The sequence below is a fragment of the Sporosarcina jiandibaonis genome (assembly GCF_013184495.1).
GTDB classification, from domain to species: Bacteria; Bacillota; Bacilli; order Bacillales_A; family Planococcaceae; genus Sporosarcina; species Sporosarcina jiandibaonis.
In genome coordinates, this window is record NZ_JAAOIY010000001.1 from 704,122 (window position 1) to 723,393 (window position 19,272).

The following is a 19,272-nucleotide window of genomic DNA, read 5'->3' on the forward strand; positions in this document are numbered from 1 at the left end:
GGATATGAATGAGGCTAAAAGATAAAAAAGTCATCGCCCTTGTTGATGACGAGTTTGAAGATTTAGAACTTTGGTATCCGATTTATCGTCTCCGCGAAGAAGGTGCGGTTGTTCACTTGGTTGGACAAGAAAAAGACAAAACGTATATTGGAAAATATGGCGTTCCGGCAGTTTCCGATTATAAGTTTTCCGATATTCGCGCAGAAGATTATGATGCAATTCTTGTGCCTGGCGGATGGGCGCCAGATAAATTAAGAAGATATGAAGAAGTTCTAGACTTCATTCGCGTTATGGATGAAGCTAAAAAACCAATCGGTCAAATTTGTCATGCCGGATGGGTACTCATCTCAGCTGACATTTTGAAAGGTGTAAATGTAACAAGCACGCCTGGAATTAAACACGATATGATGAACGCTGGAGGAAACTGGTCTGATGAAGCAGTTGTTGTAGACGGTCATATTGTATCCAGTCAGCGTCCACCAGATTTACCTCCTTATGTAAAGGCATTTGCAGATGTACTCGCTGCGAAATAAATAATTGTAAAACCCGGTTCCGCTTTAATAGCGAGACCGGGTTTTTTGAACGACGAAAAATACCTTGTCTTTATTGTTTGTGTATAATTGAATAAAGTCTAGAGTGCTTTCAAATGGGGGCGAGCGCATGGATTCAGAGAATAATCAGCAGGAAAAGGTGGTCGAAGGTCAAATTGACGATGTAAGTAATCAAGAGGTTGATGGAGAAATAAGCGACGAGGAATTACAGGAACTCGTGTTAGAAGCACAGCGAGAGGCACTTTACAAAGCTTCTCTAGAAAAAACAAATTCCAAACCAAGGCATTCCTTTCCGAAGTGGATCTTTTGGCTAATGTCGATCACGATGCTTATAAGTACATTTTCAATCGTATTTGAAATCTATTCGATTCCAGCAATCGACTTTTTAAGAACATCGATGAAGTTATCGCAACAAGAAGATATTGCTACCTATAAAGAAGCCGTTGTTGTGGTTGTCACAGAGGATGGTAAAGGTACTGGTTTCAGTATCTCCAGCGATGGAACGATACTGACAAATCATCACGTCATCGAAGGAAATACCGCGATAACCGTTATGTTTCCGGATGAAGGTCGCTTTACAGCCAACGTCGTGAATACATACCCGGTAGTCGACCTTGCTGTATTAGATATCGATGCTGAAAACTTGCCGTTTTTAGACCTCGCCGATCAAACAACATTCACTGATCACGAACCAATCTATTTCATTGGAAATCCGCTAAGCTTTAAAGGAATTGCAAATGAAGGAACAATTATTGATTACACCGAATTAACCGATTGGGACGTCCCCGTCGTTATGATGGAAGCGCCTGTTTATCGTGGTAATAGTGGCAGCCCTGTAATAAATCGGAGCGGTGAAGTAATTGGTGTGGTATTTGCCACCATAAAAGATGAAGCACATGGCAAAGTTGGATTGTTTGTGCCGATTGATGAGTATTATAATGCGGTTGAATGACGTAAATTGCTTCTTGCGCCCGTGCTCGGTTTCGGGCGCATGGATTTGAACTTCAATCTTCTTTCATATACCACTTCGGAATGAGGAGGTTAAAATCATCAAATTGATTTATGGTAAAATCCGTATAAATTTTGAACCTTTCTTGCTGATCCAATGCGATTTCATTTGCCCAGACCTCTGCAGACATGATATGAATCGCCGCATATAATCTATGCAATTCCCAAAAAGAATCTGGAATGCCATTGTTCTCATGATATCCGTCCAATACACCACACGAATACGATCTGCTAATTGGCACATTAAAGTACTCCATTTTATAAAACTCATTAATAGGGTCCGCGTATGTTATTTTTTGCATATCAATCAAACCGGTAAATTGTTCTTCATGAATCAATATATTCCCCGGATGAAAATCATAATGCTGAACACAATTTGGACGCCCCTCTATTAAATGCAGATGATTCATAACAAAACGAGCGACCATTTGATACTGTCTATTTCCGGTAGCAATGTCTTCAAACCGCGGCAACAATCTTTCAACTTTAGAAATCCATCGATGGTCCCAAGATGAATAACTCACCGGAGCTGGAATCTGATGCATCTTGTAAAGCGTTTGTCCAACTTGTTGACCAATTCGGTACTGAACTTCCTTACTTAGTTTCGGCAGAATCACTCGCCCATTTTCACCCTGAATGTAATCCAAAATCATATAGGGTTTATCATTATGAATCCCTACTTCATGCACAAGAGGAATATGTAAATCATTTTCATTGGCAGCGTTTATTAAATTTGCCTGCAAGTCTAAACGCTCTCGATTACCATTCGGGGAAATTCGCACTAAATATGTTTGATCCACACACCATTTCTCATCAACCGAAAAACCTTCATCTATAAATTCAAATGATGAATTATTTTTCAAAAAAGGTATAGAACGAATATCCATCAATTGCTCCCCCAATCAAATCATCGTTTTTTTCTAGACCTATCCATCCTATTCAATATAAATTCGTGCCAAAAACAACGACCAATCCCGCCATCAATATTGTTAAATTAGAGAATAACTCAACTTCAGTTAACCCTTGATAGGTAATGTTAATCAATAACAAAATTGCAAATATAAAAAATCAAAACTCTTCCATATATGATGTATCGATAATCCATGGTTTTCCAGTTGTCGCATCGATTGCCCGCATATGTCCAACCGTTTCCGGGAATGAAGATAAATAGTTCAACTTATAAAGTACTTGATCTTCCTCAACCTCTTTTGACCAGCATAGTTCCATTTCTAGTGCGTTACCATAAATCTCGATAGCCTCCTCAAGTGGAATTGTACATTGGTTCGTAATTTGAGATAGGTCCACTAATACTTCGGAATCTGTATTAACATCGGTAATTATAAGTGTTTGTGGATCCACTTCTATTCTGATGGTAGCATTCCCCACCCGAATACCGCGCTCAAATCGTTGAAACGTAAATCGAAAAGGAGGATTTTCATCCTCTAAGTCTTGATAGTCCTCTTTTAGTAAACGGAAATTATTTAAAGTGTTTTCGTATTGACTCTGTAAAAATAGGATTACTTGGTTGCATGCAGTTATACAATCTTTATCAAGAGATTTTTCAACCAACGATAGCTCTATATACTCCGCCTTTTGCACATCGAACATTTCAATCGTATGAACTTTGCCGTTAGTACCAATATCCATGACAAAATCCTCTACAGCGTAAACCAAATGGTACTCGTCATCCCCACCAATAAAATCAGTGTCAAAACGGCAAATCATCGGGGCTATGATGAGTTCGTCCAGATAACGCTGTTTCGCATCTTCAGTTGTTATTGTCATGACAGGTTCCTCAATTTCAAAGGATTCATTAATAAAAGTTGCTCCAGAAACCAGTCCATTTTTATCGACTTGAATCGATACACCTGAATTCGGTAACTCTAACCCCATAAACGAATCTTTTCGAATAAAATCAATCAACCAATACCCTTCAAAATCTATTGCTGCGGATAAATGCAGCAAGTCACAGTCATCTATAATAAATTCATTGACGATGTTACGAGAGAGTTCTATAACATTCTCTTTTTCTACGATATTCACTTGATTAAAATAATCTGTATCGACCGAAAAAGATTCTAAGTTGTTGTCTTCATTAATGACGATATATAAAAATGTAGTTCCTTTTAGTCTATCGCTAACTTCAAAACTATTTTCATCGGTTTCCATTTGCTCAATTTTTAATTGATTTACATTCACATCGGGCAGAAATAATAAAATTCGTTCTACAAGAATATCTATCATGATTTACTCTCCTCTTCTCACACCAAAAAAATCCACTTTTTTTAATTATAACCACTTGAAATGAGCAATGACAGTAGAATTTTAAATCAATTACAAAACATAAAATTGAGTCAAGATAGCAATGAGGGAGGAATTTCAGTTGTAGGGTTATTTGATTATTTAAAAATCACTGGGTATAATTAAAGGAGAATTGCATAGTCTTAAGAGACCGAGTGCATGCAACACTCGGCTAGCAACTGTGATACCGCAAGAAAAGCGGTTGGTCCGGTTGTAGTCATAAAATGACCGTCACACCTTACCGGGGGGGACGGTCATTTCTTTTTGCAAAGAAAATCACCAATGTAATTACTACTGCAAAAAAAGCTATAAATATGGATGCAAGATTAAAAAGTAAATTCATCGTTTCATAAATTGACATCGGTATCACCTCCATAGGAAGGAAGTGACCAACCGCCACTCTGCTAATACAGTTGCTTTAAAAACATTCTACCACAAATCGAACATTCGTTCTATAGTGCGAAAATAACTAGTCTATTGACCCATTCTTTTCCAACCTTCTAAATGAATATAAAAACGCCGTAGGAAAGTTTATCAGCTTTCCTCGGCAATTCATTCACAGAAAAAGCATCAGTTACTTATACGTTTTTTCTGACTCTCTTTTTTGTCGTTGATTTGGTGTCATTGGTTCTTGCTTGGGATTCAAGTTCCCGAGTTCGGCAAGTTCCATTGAAATTTCTTCTTTCATTTTACTGGGCTTAATCTTCTGGTTTTTTGGCGTTTGCGGCAAAGAAGCGGAATTTTTACTAGCGCCTTTAAATTCATTTCCCAATGTACACTCTCCTCTTTTCGGTTTTCGTTCCTAGTTAATATGGCTTCGCCTCTAGATATAATTCATACAAATTTTGTCTACCGTCATGGCATAAAAAAAGTGGCTTCTCTTACGAAACCAGTTGTAAGAGAAGCCGCTTTTATATAGTTTGATTTATGCTTTTACTATTACTTACTTGTTAATTTTCTTATACCCGTATTTCTTTCCGCTCGTTCTTCCTCTGAAGCTAAATCATACTTTTTCAGTAAATGAAATAACTCATTGAGTGTATTCTGATCGGGTCTTTTCTCTAACAACTGATTACTCCCAACGAATAAATCCTCCGGAAGATATGGTTTTTGTTCGGATAACTTTTTTGTTACATCCTCCAAATCATGATCCAAATTACATGAACTCATTAAATAATCCCCTTTTCAAAAAATATTTTCGAATCCTTTTCTTACTTCATCATACCATTACAAATGAAATGGATGAGTAAAATCATCGGATATGGAAAAGCTAATTTAGAGGTGAGTTAATTGAAGAGCGAGAAAAAAGCGCCGCATGAAAGAATGACGGAAAAAAATAATGGATTAAGTTCCACACAAGAAGTAACGTACCAAAGAGAATTTAAAAAGGCAGATAATGCTGTGAAAAATGAAAAAAAAGCACAAAATCAAAACCCACAAAGTTAATCTGATTTCTATTTTTTACAAGTTGATGCGATTTTCCGTTTCGGAAAATCGCAGTTTTAAAATTGTTTTCCTAAAATGGGCAGACTAAAAGCGTATCTTAACTTAAGGAGGGGTAACTAAAAAATGTCATTAAGTAAAGAGCTTGAAGCCTTGAAAGAATTTCACTGTGAGGACGACCGCTGTGTATTGAGTGTGTATTTAAATACTTATCCAGGTGATCCGCAGCAATTAAACGGCGGGTGGAGAATTCATTTGAAGACTGGACTAAAACGAATTGGCGAGTATATAACCGCTTCCGAAGACGAAAAAGAACTGAAAGCATTTAATGAACTCAAGAAGAAAGTTACGGAAGAAGTGGAAGGTAAAAAGAATAACTTAAGCAAAAGTGTTGTGATTTTTGCAGCGATAGAGCCTGCATTATGGTCGGTCCACTATGTGCAAGTCCCGGTAAAGACCAGTTTCCACTGGGAGAACCATCCCATGACTGAAGAGATGGAGTACATGTACAAAGCATATCCCGAGTCGGGGGTTATCTTACCAAGCTACGGGGAAGTACGCATTTTAGATACCGCCATGGGTGCAGTGAAAGATGAACTTGTGTATGAATTTGACTCGGGCGTGGAGACCTGGAAAATTCGGAAAACAGAATCTACTAATCACGATCGGGGAAATGGAAAGAAAACCACCGCTGGACCCGCATTGGAAGCTCGACCGAGAACTCAAATAAAAGGATTCTATAAAGGTATGGAAAAAGTTGTTGAAAAGCTAAAAAAAGAACGCGGCTGGCGCGAAATCCATATATCCGGTGAAACAGACTTGGCCAATACGTTTGCCGAAACATTACGAGAAAAACCAGCAAGTTGCATATACAAAAACCTGAACAACAGCAAAGCTAATGATGTGATTCACCAGATCTTTGAAAAGTAAGTCATCAAAAAACTAACTATCCTAGTTAATAGGAGAAGTTAGTTTTTTCGTATAAAAGAAATTCACATATGTATCCTCGATTGTATATAATCTCTGGTTTTTTCAACACTGGTTACTGCCCTTTTCGGAAGAATATAAGCTGTTGTCGGACTACTATAGACATAAAAGTAATTTTCGTTTTCTTCGAGGTTTTTAATGGTCGACCACTCCATATAGGTTTTACCACTAGAAGTGGAGTCCACAATTCCTTTTTCAGAGAAATTCATTTGATGATCCCCTAATAAACCAACATCCCCTGCTTCATCAAGCATCTTTTTTGAATAGCGTTTAACAAAGCTATAAAAATATTTCGGGTATAAAACAAGCCAAAGAATACTAAAAACCGAAAAACAGACCAACGGCCACAGTATATTTTGATCGGCTATCCAAGTATACAAAAAGGCCGCAATTAGGAAAAAGAAAGGAAATATCAATAATTGCGTTCTAAGTGATTTACGGGTGGCCGGCGAATTTTTAGCGTGATATAAACTGAAATGCATATAATCTTCTTCCGTCAAGTTGTAATTAATGTTCACTAAGAAAACCTCCTTTTGTCGATATTTTCGATTTAATTTGTCCGCCAAATAATCTTATCATATTTTCCCTTTAATTACTTTAGTTCGGTGTATTCGGAACAGGCTCAACAAAATTTCACATTTTTCCCGGCCGGCATCCGATATCTTTGAAAATCTTTCGTTTTACGTTTACACATCGCACATTTTGTTTTTAAAAAGCTAACCACCTTCCTAACTCCCCCCTAAAATTCAATCTTCTCTCCGTAGCACCACAAATTTCCTGTCAAATACATAGGTTTCAGCTTATACGTTTTATATCTCATTTGAATACTCTAAAGAAAATGGAGGTTTTATAATGTCACAGAGAAGAAACAATAGATTTCGTTTTTGTGTTTTTCCGGGCTATAACTGGTGCGGGCCAGGTTGTAACGGGCCAGGTGCACCAATTAATGATGTAGACGCAGCTTGTAAAGCACATGATGATTGTTACCGGCGTGGCGGACATCCATGTGAATGCGATCAAGAATTTCTCAATCAGCTACGACCAAAAATAAATTCAAATACTCAACAAGGAAGGCATGCCCGTTTGCTATATCATTATATGAACTTACAAACTTTCTTCAATAGAAATAGATGGTAGTTTTTTTAGAGAGTTCATGCCGAAAAAACATGAAATTGACTCTTTTTTTGTTTTAATATGAATCTAACCATTCCCTCAATTAACAATAGTGTATTATGTAAGAAAGCGTATTTATTTTGTAATTAATACCTATTGATAGTGAGTTGAGCAGAATGAAACCTAAATCCCTAAAGTCTCGCATTTTCTTATATGGCGCCCTATTCGTTTCCATAGTCGCAATTATTATCGGGGTTTCCTTTTATTTTACGATGTCAAATGGCATTGAACAGCAGATTGGAGACCGCGCATTAAGTATCGCGAAAATGACGGCTGATCGCCCGGATGTCCGTGCAGGGTTTGAACAACCTAATCCATCGGAAGCTTTGCAGCCTATCGCAGAAGCGATACGCCTAAAAACCGGGGCTGAATATGTCGTCATTGGCGACAGCGAAGGTATTCGGTATGCCCACCCCGTTCTTGAACGAATTGGCCAAAAGATGGTTGGGGATGACAATGAACGCGCACTTGTTTTGGGTGAATCGTATATTTCCGAAGCAACGGGAACACTCGGGGCTGCTTTGCGCGGAAAAACTCCGGTAATGAACGAAGACGGAACGATTATCGGAGTCGTTTCGGTGGGTTATTTAAAAGAAGACATTTCCACGATGTTTTTTCAATATGTCGATAATATTGCTGTCATTGTGCTTATAGCAATCGCCATCGGAGTAATCGGCTCAAATTTATTAGCTCACAATATAAAAAAAGAATTATTTAATCTTGAGCCTGCGGAAATCGGAAATTTATTCACCGAACGAAACGCACTGATTGAGTCCGTTCGTGAAGGAATTATTATGGTAGACGCTAAGGGTAAAATTACGACGATAAATGCCGCCGCTTATGACACCCTTTCCCTTCCCAACCATACCGGATTAATAGGGAAACATATTCAGGAAGTTCTCCCAAACACCCTGCTTCCAAAAGTATTGGAAGGCGGAGAACGTCATCTCGATTGGCCGATGGAGATTCGCGGTAAAAAAGTGATTGTCAATCGTATTCCGATTAACGTCGGGGAGCAAATCGTCGGGGCAGTTTCAACTTTCCGGTTGCAATCGGACATTGATCGCCTCGCGATGGAATTATCACAAGTGAAAAGATATACGGAGGCGCTTCGAGCACAAACACACGAATACAATAATTTTTTATATACAATTTCCGGTCTTATCCAACTGAATTCATTGGACGAGGCACTGAGCTTGATCCATGTGGAAACGGAGGAGCATCAGTCGCTTATCCAATTCGTGACAAAGCGGCTCCAAGACCCTTTTCTCGGCGGAATTGTTATCGGGTTCTTCAACCGCGCAAAAGAATTGAAAGTCCGATTCCTGCTCGATGAGGATAGTTCTTTGGAAAAGATCCCAAAGCATTTAGATAAAAACCACTTTGTCTCAATCATCGGAAATCTAGTCACAAACGCTTTAGAAGCTGTCGAGCTGCTTCCCGAAGAAAAGCGCATGATTCGTATTTTCATTTTGGATAATGGTGAAGAAATATTAATTGAGATAGAAGATTCCGGACATGGATTAGCTCCTGAAGTTGAAGACGTCCTATTCGAAGAAAAAGTTTCGACTAAAAGCCATGAAAACCGAGGATACGGCCTGATGAAAGTAGCGGAGAGCGTGAAAAATCTCGGCGGATCGATCACATTAGAAAAAGGTGATTTAGGCGGCGCATTGTTCATCATTTCCATTCCAAAAGGAGGTTTTATGAGTGATTAATCCAATTGAAATTCTAATTATTGAAGACGATAAAAGGATTGCTGATATCCACCGGCGTTTCATCGAGAAAATTGACGGATTCACAGTTATCGGATCCGCCCATACAGGCGAGGAAGCAAAAGATTGGGTGTCGGCCTTGATGCCGGATCTCGTCTTATTGGACGTCTACCTCCCCGATGTGCTCGGCACGGAATTGATGACGTTCATCCACGACAACAGCCCGGAGACAGATATTATTTTCATCACAGCCGCTGCGGAGATTGACATTGTAAAACAAGCATTCCGCCGCGGTGTGGTCGATTATATTTTAAAACCGCTCACGTTTGATCGATTTAAGGATAGCTTACTCTCCTACAAAGACAAACGGGAAACGCTTCTAGGTGAAGGCGTGATGCAAGAGGATTCAATCAAACTTCTGTGGAATCAAACCAGTTCAGAAACATCGAAACCAAAAGATAGTTCGCCAAAAGGAATCGATCCGATTACCAAAGAGAAGGTAATCAATCATATTAAAGATATTGAAGGTGGAATTACAGCAGAAGCGCTGGGACTGGAAATAGGCGTAAGCCGCTCAACCGCTCGGCGTTACCTCGAATATCTAGTTTCCGAAAAACGTGCATTTACAGAACTTCTCTACGGATCCGTCGGACGCCCCGAGAGAAGATATTTAATCAAGAAGCAGTGAACAATATGAACAATATGACGTTTAATTTCTTTATTGAACTTATCATCGCAAACTTTGAATTCTGTTAATCTTCTGATAGATTGATGACAGGCGTTAAAAACGCTGTCATCAATTTTTTTATTATAAGGGGGATTTGTAAAAGATGTGGAAGAAACTTACGACAGTAGCTTTAGCAAGTGTGCTAGCACTTAGTCTTTCGGCATGTTCAGAGGAAGGTGAAAGCGCTTCATCGGACTACCCGAAGAATAACATGACAATCATTGCGCCTTCAGGAGCTGGCGGCGGATGGGATTTAACAGCACGCGCGATTGCCAAAACAATGAACGACACGAAATTGATCGACAAGTCAATTACTGTCGAGAATAAACCTGGCGGTGGCGGCGCGGTTTATATGGCGGAATATGCAACGAAAGAAGTAAAAAATGATTACGTCCTTCTTGTTAAATCACCGCCAATCCTTATTAACAATAATAAGGCGGAAGGAAACAGTCCTTACGGCTACAAAGATACTACGCCTTTAGCACAGTTGACGCGTGATTATGGCGCGATTGTCGTGAAAGCGGATTCAGAATTCAAAACGTTGAAAGATGTTCTGGAAGCAATCAAAAATGATGCGAAATCAGTAACGCTAGCGGGCGGTTCTGCCCCAGGATCGATGGATCATCTGGTCGGCGTCCTCCCTGCTTTCAAATACGGGCTTGACCCGAAAACCGTAAAATATGTTTCATATGACGGCGGAGGAGAAGCTGTTGCGGCCCTTCTCGGAGGAAATGCAGATGTTATCGCAACAGATGCATCTGCTATCGGCCAGTACGTGAAATCTGGCGATGTTCGAGTACTTGCAGTCAGTTCATCAGAACGTCTTGGCGGTGATTTATCGGAAGTTCCTATATTCCAAGAAGAAGGAATTGATGCGGAGTTCACGATTTGGCGCGGCTTGTTCGGTCCAAAAGAAATGTCCGATGCTGCTTTTGATTATTGGAGCGAGAAACTTGAAGAGATGACCAAAACAGATGAATGGAAAGCGGAATTGGAGAAAAACGGTTGGGAAAGCGAATACCGCAATTCCAAAGATTTCACTTCCTATTTGGAAGACCAAGACAAAGTGATCGTTGAATTGTTAACCGCACTTGGCATGGAAAAATAAACAGTAGTACAGGCGGCTTTAGCGGCCGCCTTTTCTTTTAGGGAGGTGTAAAGACTATGAGTAAAACGTTCGATCGATATGCCAGCATCGCCTTTTTACTGATCGGTCTTTTAGTTGTCATTGAAAGTCAAAGAATTCCGGATAGCGCGTACGGATCGTCGGTAGGTCCGAAAATTTTCCCGATGTGGCTGGGCGTTATTTTGCTTCTCTTAAGCTTGCGATTGCTTTACGAAACGTTTAGATATAAATCTGAAACTGCATCTGCGGAGAAGCTTCAGTATAAAAAATTCATCATTATCCTCGTCAGTGCTATTTTATATGCATTTTTTCTCGAGAAGATTGGCTACATCATATCGACATTCATTTTCTTACTGATTGCATTTCAAACGATGGAACGTGGCCGATTGCTGCCTTCTGTAATTATCGCAGCAGTTTTTTCATTTGGTGTCTATTATTTCTTTGCGGAATTTCTCGGCGGCTCATTGCCCGGATTCCCTGGACTTTAAGGCGAAAGGAGTTACGCTATGAGCACATTACAATTTTTAGCTGATGGATTCTCCATCGCTTTTCAATGGCAAAATCTATTATTTGCGTTAGTTGGTGTCGTGATTGGAACAGCTGTAGGTGTTTTGCCGGGTATCGGTCCGATGAGCGGGGTCGCCCTTCTCATTCCAGTTACCGCAACGATCACTTCAGGAATGCCTACGAGTGCGGCAGCAGCCAGTTCGATTATTCTACTCGCCGGAGTTTATTACGGTGCGATGTACGGCGGTTCGACGACGTCAATTTTGTTAAATACACCGGGTGAATCATCTTCGGTTGTCACGACGCTTGACGGTTATCAAATGGCAAGACAAGGACGCGCAGGAGCCGCCTTGGCGATTGCTGCAATAGGATCATTTTGCGCCGGAATCATTTCACTAATCGGTCTTGTCCTACTTGCAGAACCGCTATCCAATGTCGCCATCAAATTTGGTCCGGCCGAATATTTTTCCTTGATGCTATTAGGATTGGCTGCAGTAAGCGGACTTGCTGGAAAGTCGATGACAAAAGCGTTAATGATGACAGTTTTCGGACTTATACTCGGAACAATCGGCATAGATGCCGTTTCTGGAATAGCGCGCTTTACATACAATCAGCCGATTCTATTTTCCGGTTTGGAGTTTTTAACAATTGCAGTCGGATTGTTTGCGCTCGGCGAAGTTTTCAAAACGGTTTTGGAACGCGATGGTGAAGACGGCGCGGTCGCAAAAATCAATCGCATTCTTCCGACGAAGCAAGATATGAAAGATAGCACGGTGCCGATTGTACGCGGTTCCCTGCTCGGATTTTTCATCGGAGTGCTTCCGGGTGCCGGCGCAACGCTTGCTTCTTTCTTCTCCTACATGACAGAGAAGAAATTCAGCAAAAACCCTGAAAGCTTCGGAAAAGGAAATATCGCCGGAGTAGCTGGTCCCGAATCTGCCAACAACGCGGCATCAGGCGGCGCAATGATTCCTTTACTTACGTTAGGAATCCCTGGATCCGGTACAACTGCCATTTTGATGGGCGCGCTTATCATGTACAATATTCAGCCCGGTCCCCTGCTTTTCGACGAACATCCCGAAGTTGCTTGGGGACTCATCGCAAGTATGTTTATCGGAAACTTGATGCTTTTAGTCTTGAACATGCCACTCGTAAGGGTGTTCGCGAAAGTTATTCAAACGCCTAAGAAATACTTATTGCCGATTATAGTTGCTATCTCCTTTTTCGGAGTATACGCTGTGCAATATACGACATTCGATTTATATTTGCTCCTTGGATGCGGTGTCGTCGGCTACCTATTATCGAAAAATGATTATCCGGTCGCCCCATTAGTATTGGCACTTGTTTTAGGGCCGATGATAGAAAACAATATGCGCAGGGCATTAACGATATCAAACGGCGATTTCGGAATCTTTTTCACAAAGCCGCTCTCACTTGCCTTTATTATTGCAGCTGCAGCATGGCTCTTGATTCCATTGTTATTAAAACTTAAAGGACGCGCGGTTATTGTGGAAGAGGAAGGTTAAAAAAATGTTCAAAATAAAATCGGATTGCCTTGGGTAAAAGGTAATCCGATTTGTGTTCGGGCGAAAAATAGGATGCCGACAACACGCAATAAAATTCCATGAATATTTTCCTCGTTTCTGAACAACCTACAGCATCGTCTGAAATCGTGATGTACAAGGTTTGTGGAAAGGAGGAATTTTATCATGTGGAGAAAAGCTCTGCCGTTAATTGGTTTGTCCGGTATTTTGCTTGTTGGGTGTAATAATAATGGCGACGTTCCGAATAACAACGAAACGCCAATGCAAGATGTACACGAAAATGCAGATCAATGGAATAATGGTGGTAACAATAGCAATATTAACGATAACGGAACCAATAATAACAGTAATGGAAATAATTTAAACGATACCGACAATAACCCTCAAGTTGAAATTATTGAAGATCTAAATCGTAAAAATGACGTTCAGGAATGAAAACAGTTCCTAAGAAACACCCCACCTATAACAAAGTCGGGGTGTTTTTCGCGTTTATATAACTTACTCTTAGAACAAGGTGTTAACAGGGTGGTATATATTAATACGCTATTCATGTTAAGATAGAAGTAATAGAAACATGTAGAATCCATAATTAACATGGTACTTACCAAGTAAAAATATAGGGTGAAATAAATGATTTATGCAAGCGGTGTTGTTACGTTTTTATCGACCAATAAAAAGTTTAATAGTAAGAAATATAAAAGAAGAACGATTGCACTTGAAGTTATAAGAGAAATACCTTCAGAAGATGATGCACCGGGAAAAACTGTTTGCAAGTATGTAGCTCTCCTTCCTAGAAGCTATGAATGCAAGTCTTTGGAGGACTATACAGGAAAAATCAAACCATTTTTACAGAAATCAATCGACAACATTATTGTTACTGTCCAGGTTTCCCATTTGAACTATGCAAGCGATCGTGCAGTTGCCACTATTAAAAAAACGCATTGAAAAAACCACTGAAAACTTTACTTTTCAGTGGTTTTTTGTGTTTCATTATACTTTTGTAACAACTATCTCTTCTTCATTGACATCGACATGTACTCTTTCAATGTTTTCTTCTTCTAAAATCAGATCTGTTAATGGATCTTCGATTTTATCTTGGATTACTCGACGTAGTGGCCGAGCTCCGAAGCGCTTGTCATAACCTAGTTTCACCAATGCTTGTTTTGCTTCTTCCGATATTGTAATCTCGATTTCATTTTCTTCGATTGTTTCTTGTAAATCTACAAGCATCAAGTCGACGATTTCTAGTAAGTTTTCTTCTGACAATTCATTGAACGATACGATCGCATCGAAACGGTTGAGAAACTCAGGTTTGAAATAATTGCCTAATGTTTCGAGCGTAGTAACCGATTCATGTTCTGTTTGATTGAATCCGACGCTTACTTTTCTTTCGCCTGTTCCGGCGTTACTTGTCATGATGATGACCGTATCTTTAAAGCTGACCGTGCGACCATGTGAATCTGTTAAACGGCCATCTTCCATTATTTGCAGGAACATATTTTGAACATCCGGATGCGCTTTTTCAATTTCATCCAGAAGTAAAATTGAATACGGTTTGCGGCGAACTTGTTCTGTCAATTGACCGGCTTCTTCATGACCTACATATCCTGGAGGTGAACCGATAATTTTAGACACCGCATGTTTCTCCATATATTCACTCATATCGAGACGAATTAACGTGTCGCGTGAACCGAATAGCTCTTCAGCCAAGACTTTTGTAATTTCAGTCTTACCAACTCCAGTAGGACCAACAAATAAGAAAGATCCGATTGGACGAGTCTTGGATTTAAGCCCAGCACGGCTACGACGAATCGCCTTAGCGATTTTATCGACCGCTTCTTCTTGACCAATGACTTGATTTCTAAGGTTATCCGCGAGGCTTTGCATTTTTTCTTGTTCCGCCGCTTGTAGTTTTGTCACAGGAATACCTGTTTTTTCTTCAACAATCAATTCAATATCCGCAACAGAAACTTCTACATTGCCAGCTTCCCCATTTTGTTTTGCTTCTTCCAATTGTTTTTTTAATTTAATCTCTTCATGGCGCAGGTTTGCCGCTTTTTCATAATCTTCAACGTCTGCCGCTTCTTCTTTTTCTTGAATCACTTCGTTTAAACGTGTTTCGATTGAATCAGAATCAGCTGCAACATGTTCAAGATTTAAACGTGCCCCTACCTCATCCATCAAATCAATCGCTTTGTCCGGTAAAAATCGGTCTTGAATATAGCGCTCGGATAAGGTAACAAAAGCTCGTACCGCTTCATCTGAATAACGCACTTCATGGAAGTCTTCGTAACGATCTTTGATCCCGTTCAAGATTTTAATCGTATCTTCCGCAGAAGGTTCATTGACGATAATTGGTTGGAATCGACGTTCAAGTGCTGCATCTTTTTCGATTTGACGATATTCTTTCAATGTCGTCGCTCCGATGAGCTGCAAGCCACCCCGTGCTAATGCCGGTTTCAAAATATTACCTGCATCCATTTGCGATCCTTCAGTTTGTCCCGCACCGACAAGCAAGTGAATTTCATCGATGAATAGGATGACATCTGTCCGTGTTTGAAGTTCTTCGATTAATTCTTTCATTCTTTCTTCAAACTGGCCGCGAATACCTGTATTGCTAATAAGTGAAGCAACATCTAACAAGTATACTTCTTTATTTAGCAGCTTTACTGGTACATCGCCTTCATGAATTTTCACTGCAAGCCCTTCGGCAATTGCTGTTTTACCGACACCAGGTTCTCCGATTAAAACAGGATTGTTTTTATTTCTTCTATTTAAAGTTTCAATAACGCGCTTCACTTCTTGATCGCGTCCGATAACCGGATCAATTAGCCCTTCTCTCGCGTCGTTTGAAATGTTTTTACCTAATTGATCTAACAAACCATTACCTTGGTTTGCCTCAGTTTGATGTGTTTGTGTTCGTGCCTGTCCTCCGCCGTTTGCTTGGAAGAACTGATTTCCTTCGCGACCGAACGGCATCTTGCCGGCATTCAATTGTCCTTGTATTTGCCCGAAACATGTATGACACATGTTCATTTGCATATTTTGCTGATTCATCCGAAGTCTCAGATTCATCGTTGCACCATTTTGACCACAAAGTTGACATTTCATATATGTTTCCTCCTTAGTAATTTTGTATATCTACCGCATCTGACTTTGACTATCTTTGACTATGTATTTATTATACACTGACCTTCTTTGACTTTCAAGAGTCCTGCTTATATTTTTACTTTTTTTTATAAAAATCGAGCCTGTACTACAATCGTATTAGTTTTTGCACATTTACGTTCAAACCAAAATAGAGCAAACCGCCAATGGGTTTGCTCTAATGTCTTGAGGATACTATGCAACAGATACCCTAAATAATCGTAAATACATTTACTCTTTCTCAAGCGAATGTAATTGTTCTAGTTGGATCATTCCTTCAATGTCATTACTCGTGACATATTCTGTTTCTTTGCTAATATCCGCCATTTCTTGTATGACTTGTTCGTTCACGGCTGTTGTTACTTCTAATCGGCTAAATGCCGCTTTTAATTCCTCTTTATCGATTTCTTTTCCTGTTAAATCTTGAATATGTTTAATGACAAGTTCTTGGCTTTCTTCAGGATTTTGTTCGATGAATTTAACCGCTTTTATATGAGCTGTCAAATATGCTTTCATAAACGTTTCATTTTCTAAAAAATTTTTACTTGCTGCAACAACCGTATTCGTTGATTCTTTCCCCCAAGCAAAAGTTTCCCAGTCTAGTAGTAACTCACCTTTCGCTTGTGTTTCCAAAATATAGCCCCATGGTTCTTGTGTTGCTGCGGCATCAACTGATTTTTGAATGAAAAGCGTTGCTGTATCAGCTGGTGCAGCAGCAAATAGTTCAACCGTTCCTCCATTTGATGTTGGTTTTAAACCAACGTCATTTAGCGCTTTACGCAACATCACATCTTGCGTGCTTCCGATTACGGGTATCGCCACTTTCTTTCCATCCAAATCGGCTAAATTCTTTATATGGCTATGTTCACTTGCAACGAGCACAGCGCCTCCGTTTACTGCCCCCGATATAATATGGTACCTGGGATCTTTCACATAAATATTTAGCAGCGGACCCGGTCCAACTGTTCCAACGTCGATTGACTTCGTCGCCATAGCTTCCATAAATAAGCCGCCGTTGCTAACTGTTTTCGTATTAATCTTAATATCCTCTCCGAACGCTTCGGCGAAATACTCATTTTCCAAAGCTACGATGGTGGCGATATGCGTTAAGTTTGGAAAATAGCCGATGTTCACTTCTTTGCTCTCTTTCGCGCCTTTTTCTCCCTGTCCACAGGCTGTTATTATACTAAGTGAAATTAATGAAATAAGTACTAATAAGAGTTTTTTGCGTTTCATTTGATTCTCTCCCTTTGATATGAAAAGTATTTCTCACTGATTAATTCCCCATTTTTCTTGTACGCTTTTCTCAAGCCGTAAAAAGACGACATTGTCCATAATGGTGCCAATTTGCCCTACGGTTTTCGCTAAGTTTCGGCAATGTTCAAATGTGATATAAATCGGCATAATAATACCTCGGTTAATGGATGTACTTTCTTCTTGTTCCGATACTTTTTGTATTAAATGTGATATTTGTGTGATATTTAGTAAAACATCACAATCATTTTATTTCAGGTGTGGTAAATCTGTTCTGCCGCGGACAGATTTGCTCGCCTTCTTTTTTATTAGAAAAAACCACTGGCTGCATCTGCATCGTCATCACTCTCTTTTTTAATCACAATATCCGACGTGACCGTCACGGGAATTATTTTTGATTCCATGTCACCATGAATGAGTCTTTTGACGTAATTACTGAAATCCCCATGTTCATCTTTTTTTGCGTGCTCCCATAACATAGCTTCAAATTTATTTTTTTTACTGAAACTAACTTGGCCGATATTACGATCTTTACTCATCGGTACGTCAACCTTCCAATTTCATAAAAACCGACCGCATTTGCAAATAAGGTACTTGTCATTTCAACACTGTTATGCCTTTTTAATAATGGTTGAATCGATTCAGCTTGCGAATATTGTAGTTTAATATAAGGTAGTATGTCATTAGCAACACCGCCGCAAACATAAACAGTATCAGTACGTTCCCATCTTAATCTTGTGGTCTCTTGTATGATCCCGCGGGCAATCGAATCTAATCCCCTGTTGACCGTCTCCATTCCGAAATTTAGTGTTTCGCTACTATTATTAATAATCTTTTTATTGAATACTGTAGCAACATTGACAGTGCCGCTGCCAATGTCAATTATCCGAACTTTCCCTGTTTGTGGATTGCTCCAAAATGCGCCGGCTCCTTCTGCTACAACTCTAACATCTTCTATATATACGTATTGCCGTCTATTGTTTACAGTAAATTCATGACCGCGCTGAAGCATGTCAATTAACTTTTGCTTTTCCGTTTGATTGTGCGATGTTATCGGTTGGCCCGTTACAATTTTAACGGTGTCGATGCCAGGACAATACTTATTAATATAACGATAGAGCGCAAGCAATACGCGAATCTTTGTATCTTCATGCGCTTTAGTGTCGCCATACATTCCGCCACCACCAAAAACATCCTCATGCTCTGCAATGGATCCGGCATAACCTTTACGCCCATCAATTTCGAACTCCATGTCATCGTCGCCAAACTTTTCTACAAAGTCCTGCTTGAACCAATCGCAAATTGCGGTGCGGTATGAGTCTATTCCATAAGGTCCCGCAGTTTTAGCCATGTGGTTGCCAGCATCAATCCCAAGAATCAGCAAGCGTTTTCCCCCTTCGTAGTACTGTTGTAATACCAGATTGGATTTTGTTCCTTTTTTGTATTACCTCGTCATACATATCCCATCCAGTATCGTAATACAGCATATTACATCGTATGACTTTTTGTTACAAATAGAGGATAACGCCTATTGGACGACGAACAATATTAATTAACGCGTCATATAAAAGATTAAGGTGGGATGGTTATGACTAAAAAAATTAAAAGTTTTCGACTGTCTTATGAAGACGATCTATTGATAGATAAACTAGTTAAACGCTTATCGATTAACTATAACTTGAACTTAAATCGCACGGACATAATCACGAAAGCAATCCGTAAATTGGCATCTGAACACTTTACCGAAGAAGAGCTAGAAGAATTTAATAAGAAAGGTTAGTGCGCCTGT

General features: G+C 39.7%; 24 protein-coding genes. 13 read left to right on the forward strand and 11 right to left on the reverse strand.

The features are described 5' to 3' along the window. The first annotated feature begins 8 nt into the window (after nt 1-8). Together G8782_RS03590 and G8782_RS03595 are read left to right on the forward strand one after the other, a co-directional pair. Nucleotides 9-533 carry a type 1 glutamine amidotransferase domain-containing protein gene (locus G8782_RS03590; RefSeq protein WP_172369528.1) on the forward strand — a complete coding sequence of 175 codons (525 nt, stop codon included), beginning with the start codon at nt 9-11 and terminating at the stop codon, nt 531-533. Nucleotides 534-660: 127 nt separating this feature from the next. Then, nucleotides 661-1,503, forward strand: a complete 843-nt coding sequence (locus G8782_RS03595; RefSeq protein WP_172369529.1) for a S1C family serine protease — start codon at nt 661-663, stop codon at nt 1,501-1,503. A gap of 52 nt (nt 1,504-1,555) precedes the next feature. On the opposite strand, the gene G8782_RS03600 is transcribed toward G8782_RS03595, so the two are convergent. The 5 genes from G8782_RS03600 to G8782_RS03615 all read right to left on the reverse strand — a co-directional run bounded on the left by G8782_RS03600 (nt 1,556) and on the right by G8782_RS03615 (nt 5,030). After that, the gene (locus tag G8782_RS03600; RefSeq protein WP_172369530.1) at nt 1,556-2,446 is read right to left on the reverse strand and encodes an aminoglycoside phosphotransferase family protein; all 891 of its coding nucleotides are present in this window, start codon (nt 2,444-2,446) and stop codon (nt 1,556-1,558) included. A gap of 181 nt (nt 2,447-2,627) precedes the next feature. Then, nucleotides 2,628-3,803, reverse strand: a complete 1,176-nt coding sequence (locus G8782_RS03605; protein WP_172369531.1) for a hypothetical protein — start codon at nt 3,801-3,803, stop codon at nt 2,628-2,630. Nucleotides 3,804-4,098: 295 nt separating this feature from the next. Beyond that, nucleotides 4,099-4,221 (reverse strand): hypothetical protein, encoded by a 123-nt coding sequence (locus G8782_RS18580; protein ID WP_281357882.1) that lies wholly within the window; start codon nt 4,219-4,221, stop codon nt 4,099-4,101. Nucleotides 4,222-4,434: 213 nt separating this feature from the next. After that, complete coding sequence (locus G8782_RS03610) at nt 4,435-4,632, reverse strand: hypothetical protein (RefSeq protein WP_172369532.1); 198 nt, start codon at nt 4,630-4,632, stop codon at nt 4,435-4,437. 167 nt (nt 4,633-4,799) lie between these two features. Then, entirely contained in the window at nt 4,800-5,030 is a 231-nt protein-coding gene (locus tag G8782_RS03615; protein ID WP_172369533.1) for a group-specific protein, read from the reverse strand. A 120-nt stretch (nt 5,031-5,150) separates the two neighbouring features. On the opposite strand from G8782_RS03615, the gene G8782_RS03620 reads away from it, so the two are divergent. Both G8782_RS03620 and G8782_RS03625 read left to right on the forward strand, forming a co-directional pair. Further along, a complete protein-coding gene (locus G8782_RS03620) occupies nt 5,151-5,306 on the forward strand; it encodes a YfhE family protein (protein WP_425505468.1) in 156 nt (51 codons plus the stop codon). A gap of 123 nt (nt 5,307-5,429) precedes the next feature. Beyond that, the gene (locus G8782_RS03625) at nt 5,430-6,233 is read left to right on the forward strand and encodes a VLRF1 family aeRF1-type release factor (protein ID WP_172369534.1); all 804 of its coding nucleotides are present in this window, start codon (nt 5,430-5,432) and stop codon (nt 6,231-6,233) included. 62 nt (nt 6,234-6,295) lie between these two features. On the opposite strand, the gene G8782_RS18660 is transcribed toward G8782_RS03625, so the two are convergent. Beyond that, nucleotides 6,296-6,808 carry a YcxB family protein gene (locus G8782_RS18660; protein WP_172369535.1) on the reverse strand — a complete coding sequence of 171 codons (513 nt, stop codon included), beginning with the start codon at nt 6,806-6,808 and terminating at the stop codon, nt 6,296-6,298. A 334-nt stretch (nt 6,809-7,142) separates the two neighbouring features. On the opposite strand from G8782_RS18660, the gene G8782_RS18450 reads away from it, so the two are divergent. From G8782_RS18450 to G8782_RS03665, 8 genes are all read left to right on the forward strand, one after another. Next, entirely contained in the window at nt 7,143-7,427 is a 285-nt protein-coding gene (locus G8782_RS18450) for a phospholipase (RefSeq protein WP_246231536.1), read from the forward strand. A gap of 152 nt (nt 7,428-7,579) precedes the next feature. Then, the gene (locus tag G8782_RS03635) at nt 7,580-9,181 is read left to right on the forward strand and encodes an ATP-binding protein (protein WP_172369536.1); all 1,602 of its coding nucleotides are present in this window, start codon (nt 7,580-7,582) and stop codon (nt 9,179-9,181) included. Next, entirely contained in the window at nt 9,174-9,866 is a 693-nt protein-coding gene (locus G8782_RS03640; protein WP_172369537.1) for a response regulator, read from the forward strand. Before G8782_RS03635 ends, G8782_RS03640 begins: the two co-directional genes overlap by 8 nt. A 142-nt stretch (nt 9,867-10,008) precedes the next feature. Beyond that, nucleotides 10,009-11,013: a Bug family tripartite tricarboxylate transporter substrate binding protein gene (locus G8782_RS03645; protein ID WP_172369538.1), complete on the forward strand. Its 1,005-nt coding sequence runs from the start codon at nt 10,009-10,011 to the stop codon at nt 11,011-11,013. Between the two features lie 56 nt (nt 11,014-11,069). Then, complete coding sequence (locus G8782_RS03650) at nt 11,070-11,519, forward strand: tripartite tricarboxylate transporter TctB family protein (RefSeq protein WP_172369539.1); 450 nt, start codon at nt 11,070-11,072, stop codon at nt 11,517-11,519. Nucleotides 11,520-11,537: 18 nt separating this feature from the next. Beyond that, the gene (locus tag G8782_RS03655) at nt 11,538-13,064 is read left to right on the forward strand and encodes a tripartite tricarboxylate transporter permease (protein ID WP_172369540.1); all 1,527 of its coding nucleotides are present in this window, start codon (nt 11,538-11,540) and stop codon (nt 13,062-13,064) included. A 183-nt stretch (nt 13,065-13,247) separates the two neighbouring features. After that, on the forward strand, nt 13,248-13,517 hold the full coding sequence (locus G8782_RS03660) for a hypothetical protein (RefSeq protein ID WP_172369541.1): 270 nt from the start codon (nt 13,248-13,250) through the stop codon (nt 13,515-13,517). Between the two features lie 195 nt (nt 13,518-13,712). Further along, a complete protein-coding gene (locus tag G8782_RS03665) occupies nt 13,713-14,027 on the forward strand; it encodes a hypothetical protein (RefSeq protein WP_172369542.1) in 315 nt (104 codons plus the stop codon). A 45-nt stretch (nt 14,028-14,072) separates the two neighbouring features. On the opposite strand, the gene G8782_RS03670 is transcribed toward G8782_RS03665, so the two are convergent. The 5 genes from G8782_RS03670 to G8782_RS03685 form a co-directional block, all read right to left on the reverse strand. Continuing rightward, nucleotides 14,073-16,193: an ATP-dependent Clp protease ATP-binding subunit gene (locus tag G8782_RS03670; RefSeq protein WP_172369543.1), complete on the reverse strand. Its 2,121-nt coding sequence runs from the start codon at nt 16,191-16,193 to the stop codon at nt 14,073-14,075. 267 nt (nt 16,194-16,460) lie between these two features. Then, the gene (locus G8782_RS03675; protein WP_172369544.1) at nt 16,461-17,465 is read right to left on the reverse strand and encodes an ABC transporter substrate-binding protein; all 1,005 of its coding nucleotides are present in this window, start codon (nt 17,463-17,465) and stop codon (nt 16,461-16,463) included. A 33-nt stretch (nt 17,466-17,498) separates the two neighbouring features. Then, entirely contained in the window at nt 17,499-17,633 is a 135-nt protein-coding gene (locus tag G8782_RS18585; RefSeq protein WP_281357884.1) for a hypothetical protein, read from the reverse strand. Between the two features lie 158 nt (nt 17,634-17,791). Then, nucleotides 17,792-18,022, reverse strand: coding sequence for a hypothetical protein (locus G8782_RS03680; protein WP_172369545.1), 231 nt, complete (start codon nt 18,020-18,022; stop codon nt 17,792-17,794). Then, entirely contained in the window at nt 18,019-18,867 is an 849-nt protein-coding gene (locus G8782_RS03685) for a ParM/StbA family protein (protein ID WP_246231537.1), read from the reverse strand. The genes G8782_RS03680 and G8782_RS03685 overlap by 4 nt, the downstream gene beginning before the upstream one ends. A 204-nt stretch (nt 18,868-19,071) precedes the next feature. Here G8782_RS03685 and G8782_RS03690 point away from each other — a divergent pair, with 204 nt between their 5' ends. Continuing rightward, nucleotides 19,072-19,263, forward strand: coding sequence for a hypothetical protein (locus tag G8782_RS03690; RefSeq protein WP_172369546.1), 192 nt, complete (start codon nt 19,072-19,074; stop codon nt 19,261-19,263). Nucleotides 19,264-19,272 lie beyond the last annotated feature (9 nt).

Coding starts and splice junctions, on each gene's coding strand:
- G8782_RS03635 (WP_172369536.1), top strand. CDS start 7,580: ATGAAACCTAAATCCCTAAAGTCTCGCATTTTCTTATATGGCGCCCTA.
- G8782_RS03675 (WP_172369544.1), bottom strand. CDS start 17,465: ATGAAACGCAAAAAACTCTTATTAGTACTTATTTCATTAATTTCACTT.
- G8782_RS03660 (WP_172369541.1), top strand. CDS start 13,248: ATGTGGAGAAAAGCTCTGCCGTTAATTGGTTTGTCCGGTATTTTGCTT.
- G8782_RS03605 (WP_172369531.1), bottom strand. CDS start 3,803: ATGATAGATATTCTTGTAGAACGAATTTTATTATTTCTGCCCGATGTG.
- G8782_RS03680 (WP_172369545.1), bottom strand. CDS start 18,022: ATGAGTAAAGATCGTAATATCGGCCAAGTTAGTTTCAGTAAAAAAAAT.
- G8782_RS03690 (WP_172369546.1), top strand. CDS start 19,072: ATGACTAAAAAAATTAAAAGTTTTCGACTGTCTTATGAAGACGATCTA.
- G8782_RS03665 (WP_172369542.1), top strand. CDS start 13,713: ATGATTTATGCAAGCGGTGTTGTTACGTTTTTATCGACCAATAAAAAG.
- G8782_RS03590 (WP_172369528.1), top strand. CDS start 9: ATGAGGCTAAAAGATAAAAAAGTCATCGCCCTTGTTGATGACGAGTTT.
- G8782_RS03595 (WP_172369529.1), top strand. CDS start 661: ATGGATTCAGAGAATAATCAGCAGGAAAAGGTGGTCGAAGGTCAAATT.
- G8782_RS03600 (WP_172369530.1), bottom strand. CDS start 2,446: ATGGATATTCGTTCTATACCTTTTTTGAAAAATAATTCATCATTTGAA.
- G8782_RS18585 (WP_281357884.1), bottom strand. CDS start 17,633: ATGCCGATTTATATCACATTTGAACATTGCCGAAACTTAGCGAAAACC.
- G8782_RS03670 (WP_172369543.1), bottom strand. CDS start 16,193: ATGAAATGTCAACTTTGTGGTCAAAATGGTGCAACGATGAATCTGAGA.
- G8782_RS03645 (WP_172369538.1), top strand. CDS start 10,009: ATGTGGAAGAAACTTACGACAGTAGCTTTAGCAAGTGTGCTAGCACTT.
- G8782_RS18450 (WP_246231536.1), top strand. CDS start 7,143: ATGTCACAGAGAAGAAACAATAGATTTCGTTTTTGTGTTTTTCCGGGC.
- G8782_RS18580 (WP_281357882.1), bottom strand. CDS start 4,221: ATGTCAATTTATGAAACGATGAATTTACTTTTTAATCTTGCATCCATA.
- G8782_RS03615 (WP_172369533.1), bottom strand. CDS start 5,030: ATGAGTTCATGTAATTTGGATCATGATTTGGAGGATGTAACAAAAAAG.
- G8782_RS03650 (WP_172369539.1), top strand. CDS start 11,070: ATGAGTAAAACGTTCGATCGATATGCCAGCATCGCCTTTTTACTGATC.
- G8782_RS03655 (WP_172369540.1), top strand. CDS start 11,538: ATGAGCACATTACAATTTTTAGCTGATGGATTCTCCATCGCTTTTCAA.
- G8782_RS03625 (WP_172369534.1), top strand. CDS start 5,430: ATGTCATTAAGTAAAGAGCTTGAAGCCTTGAAAGAATTTCACTGTGAG.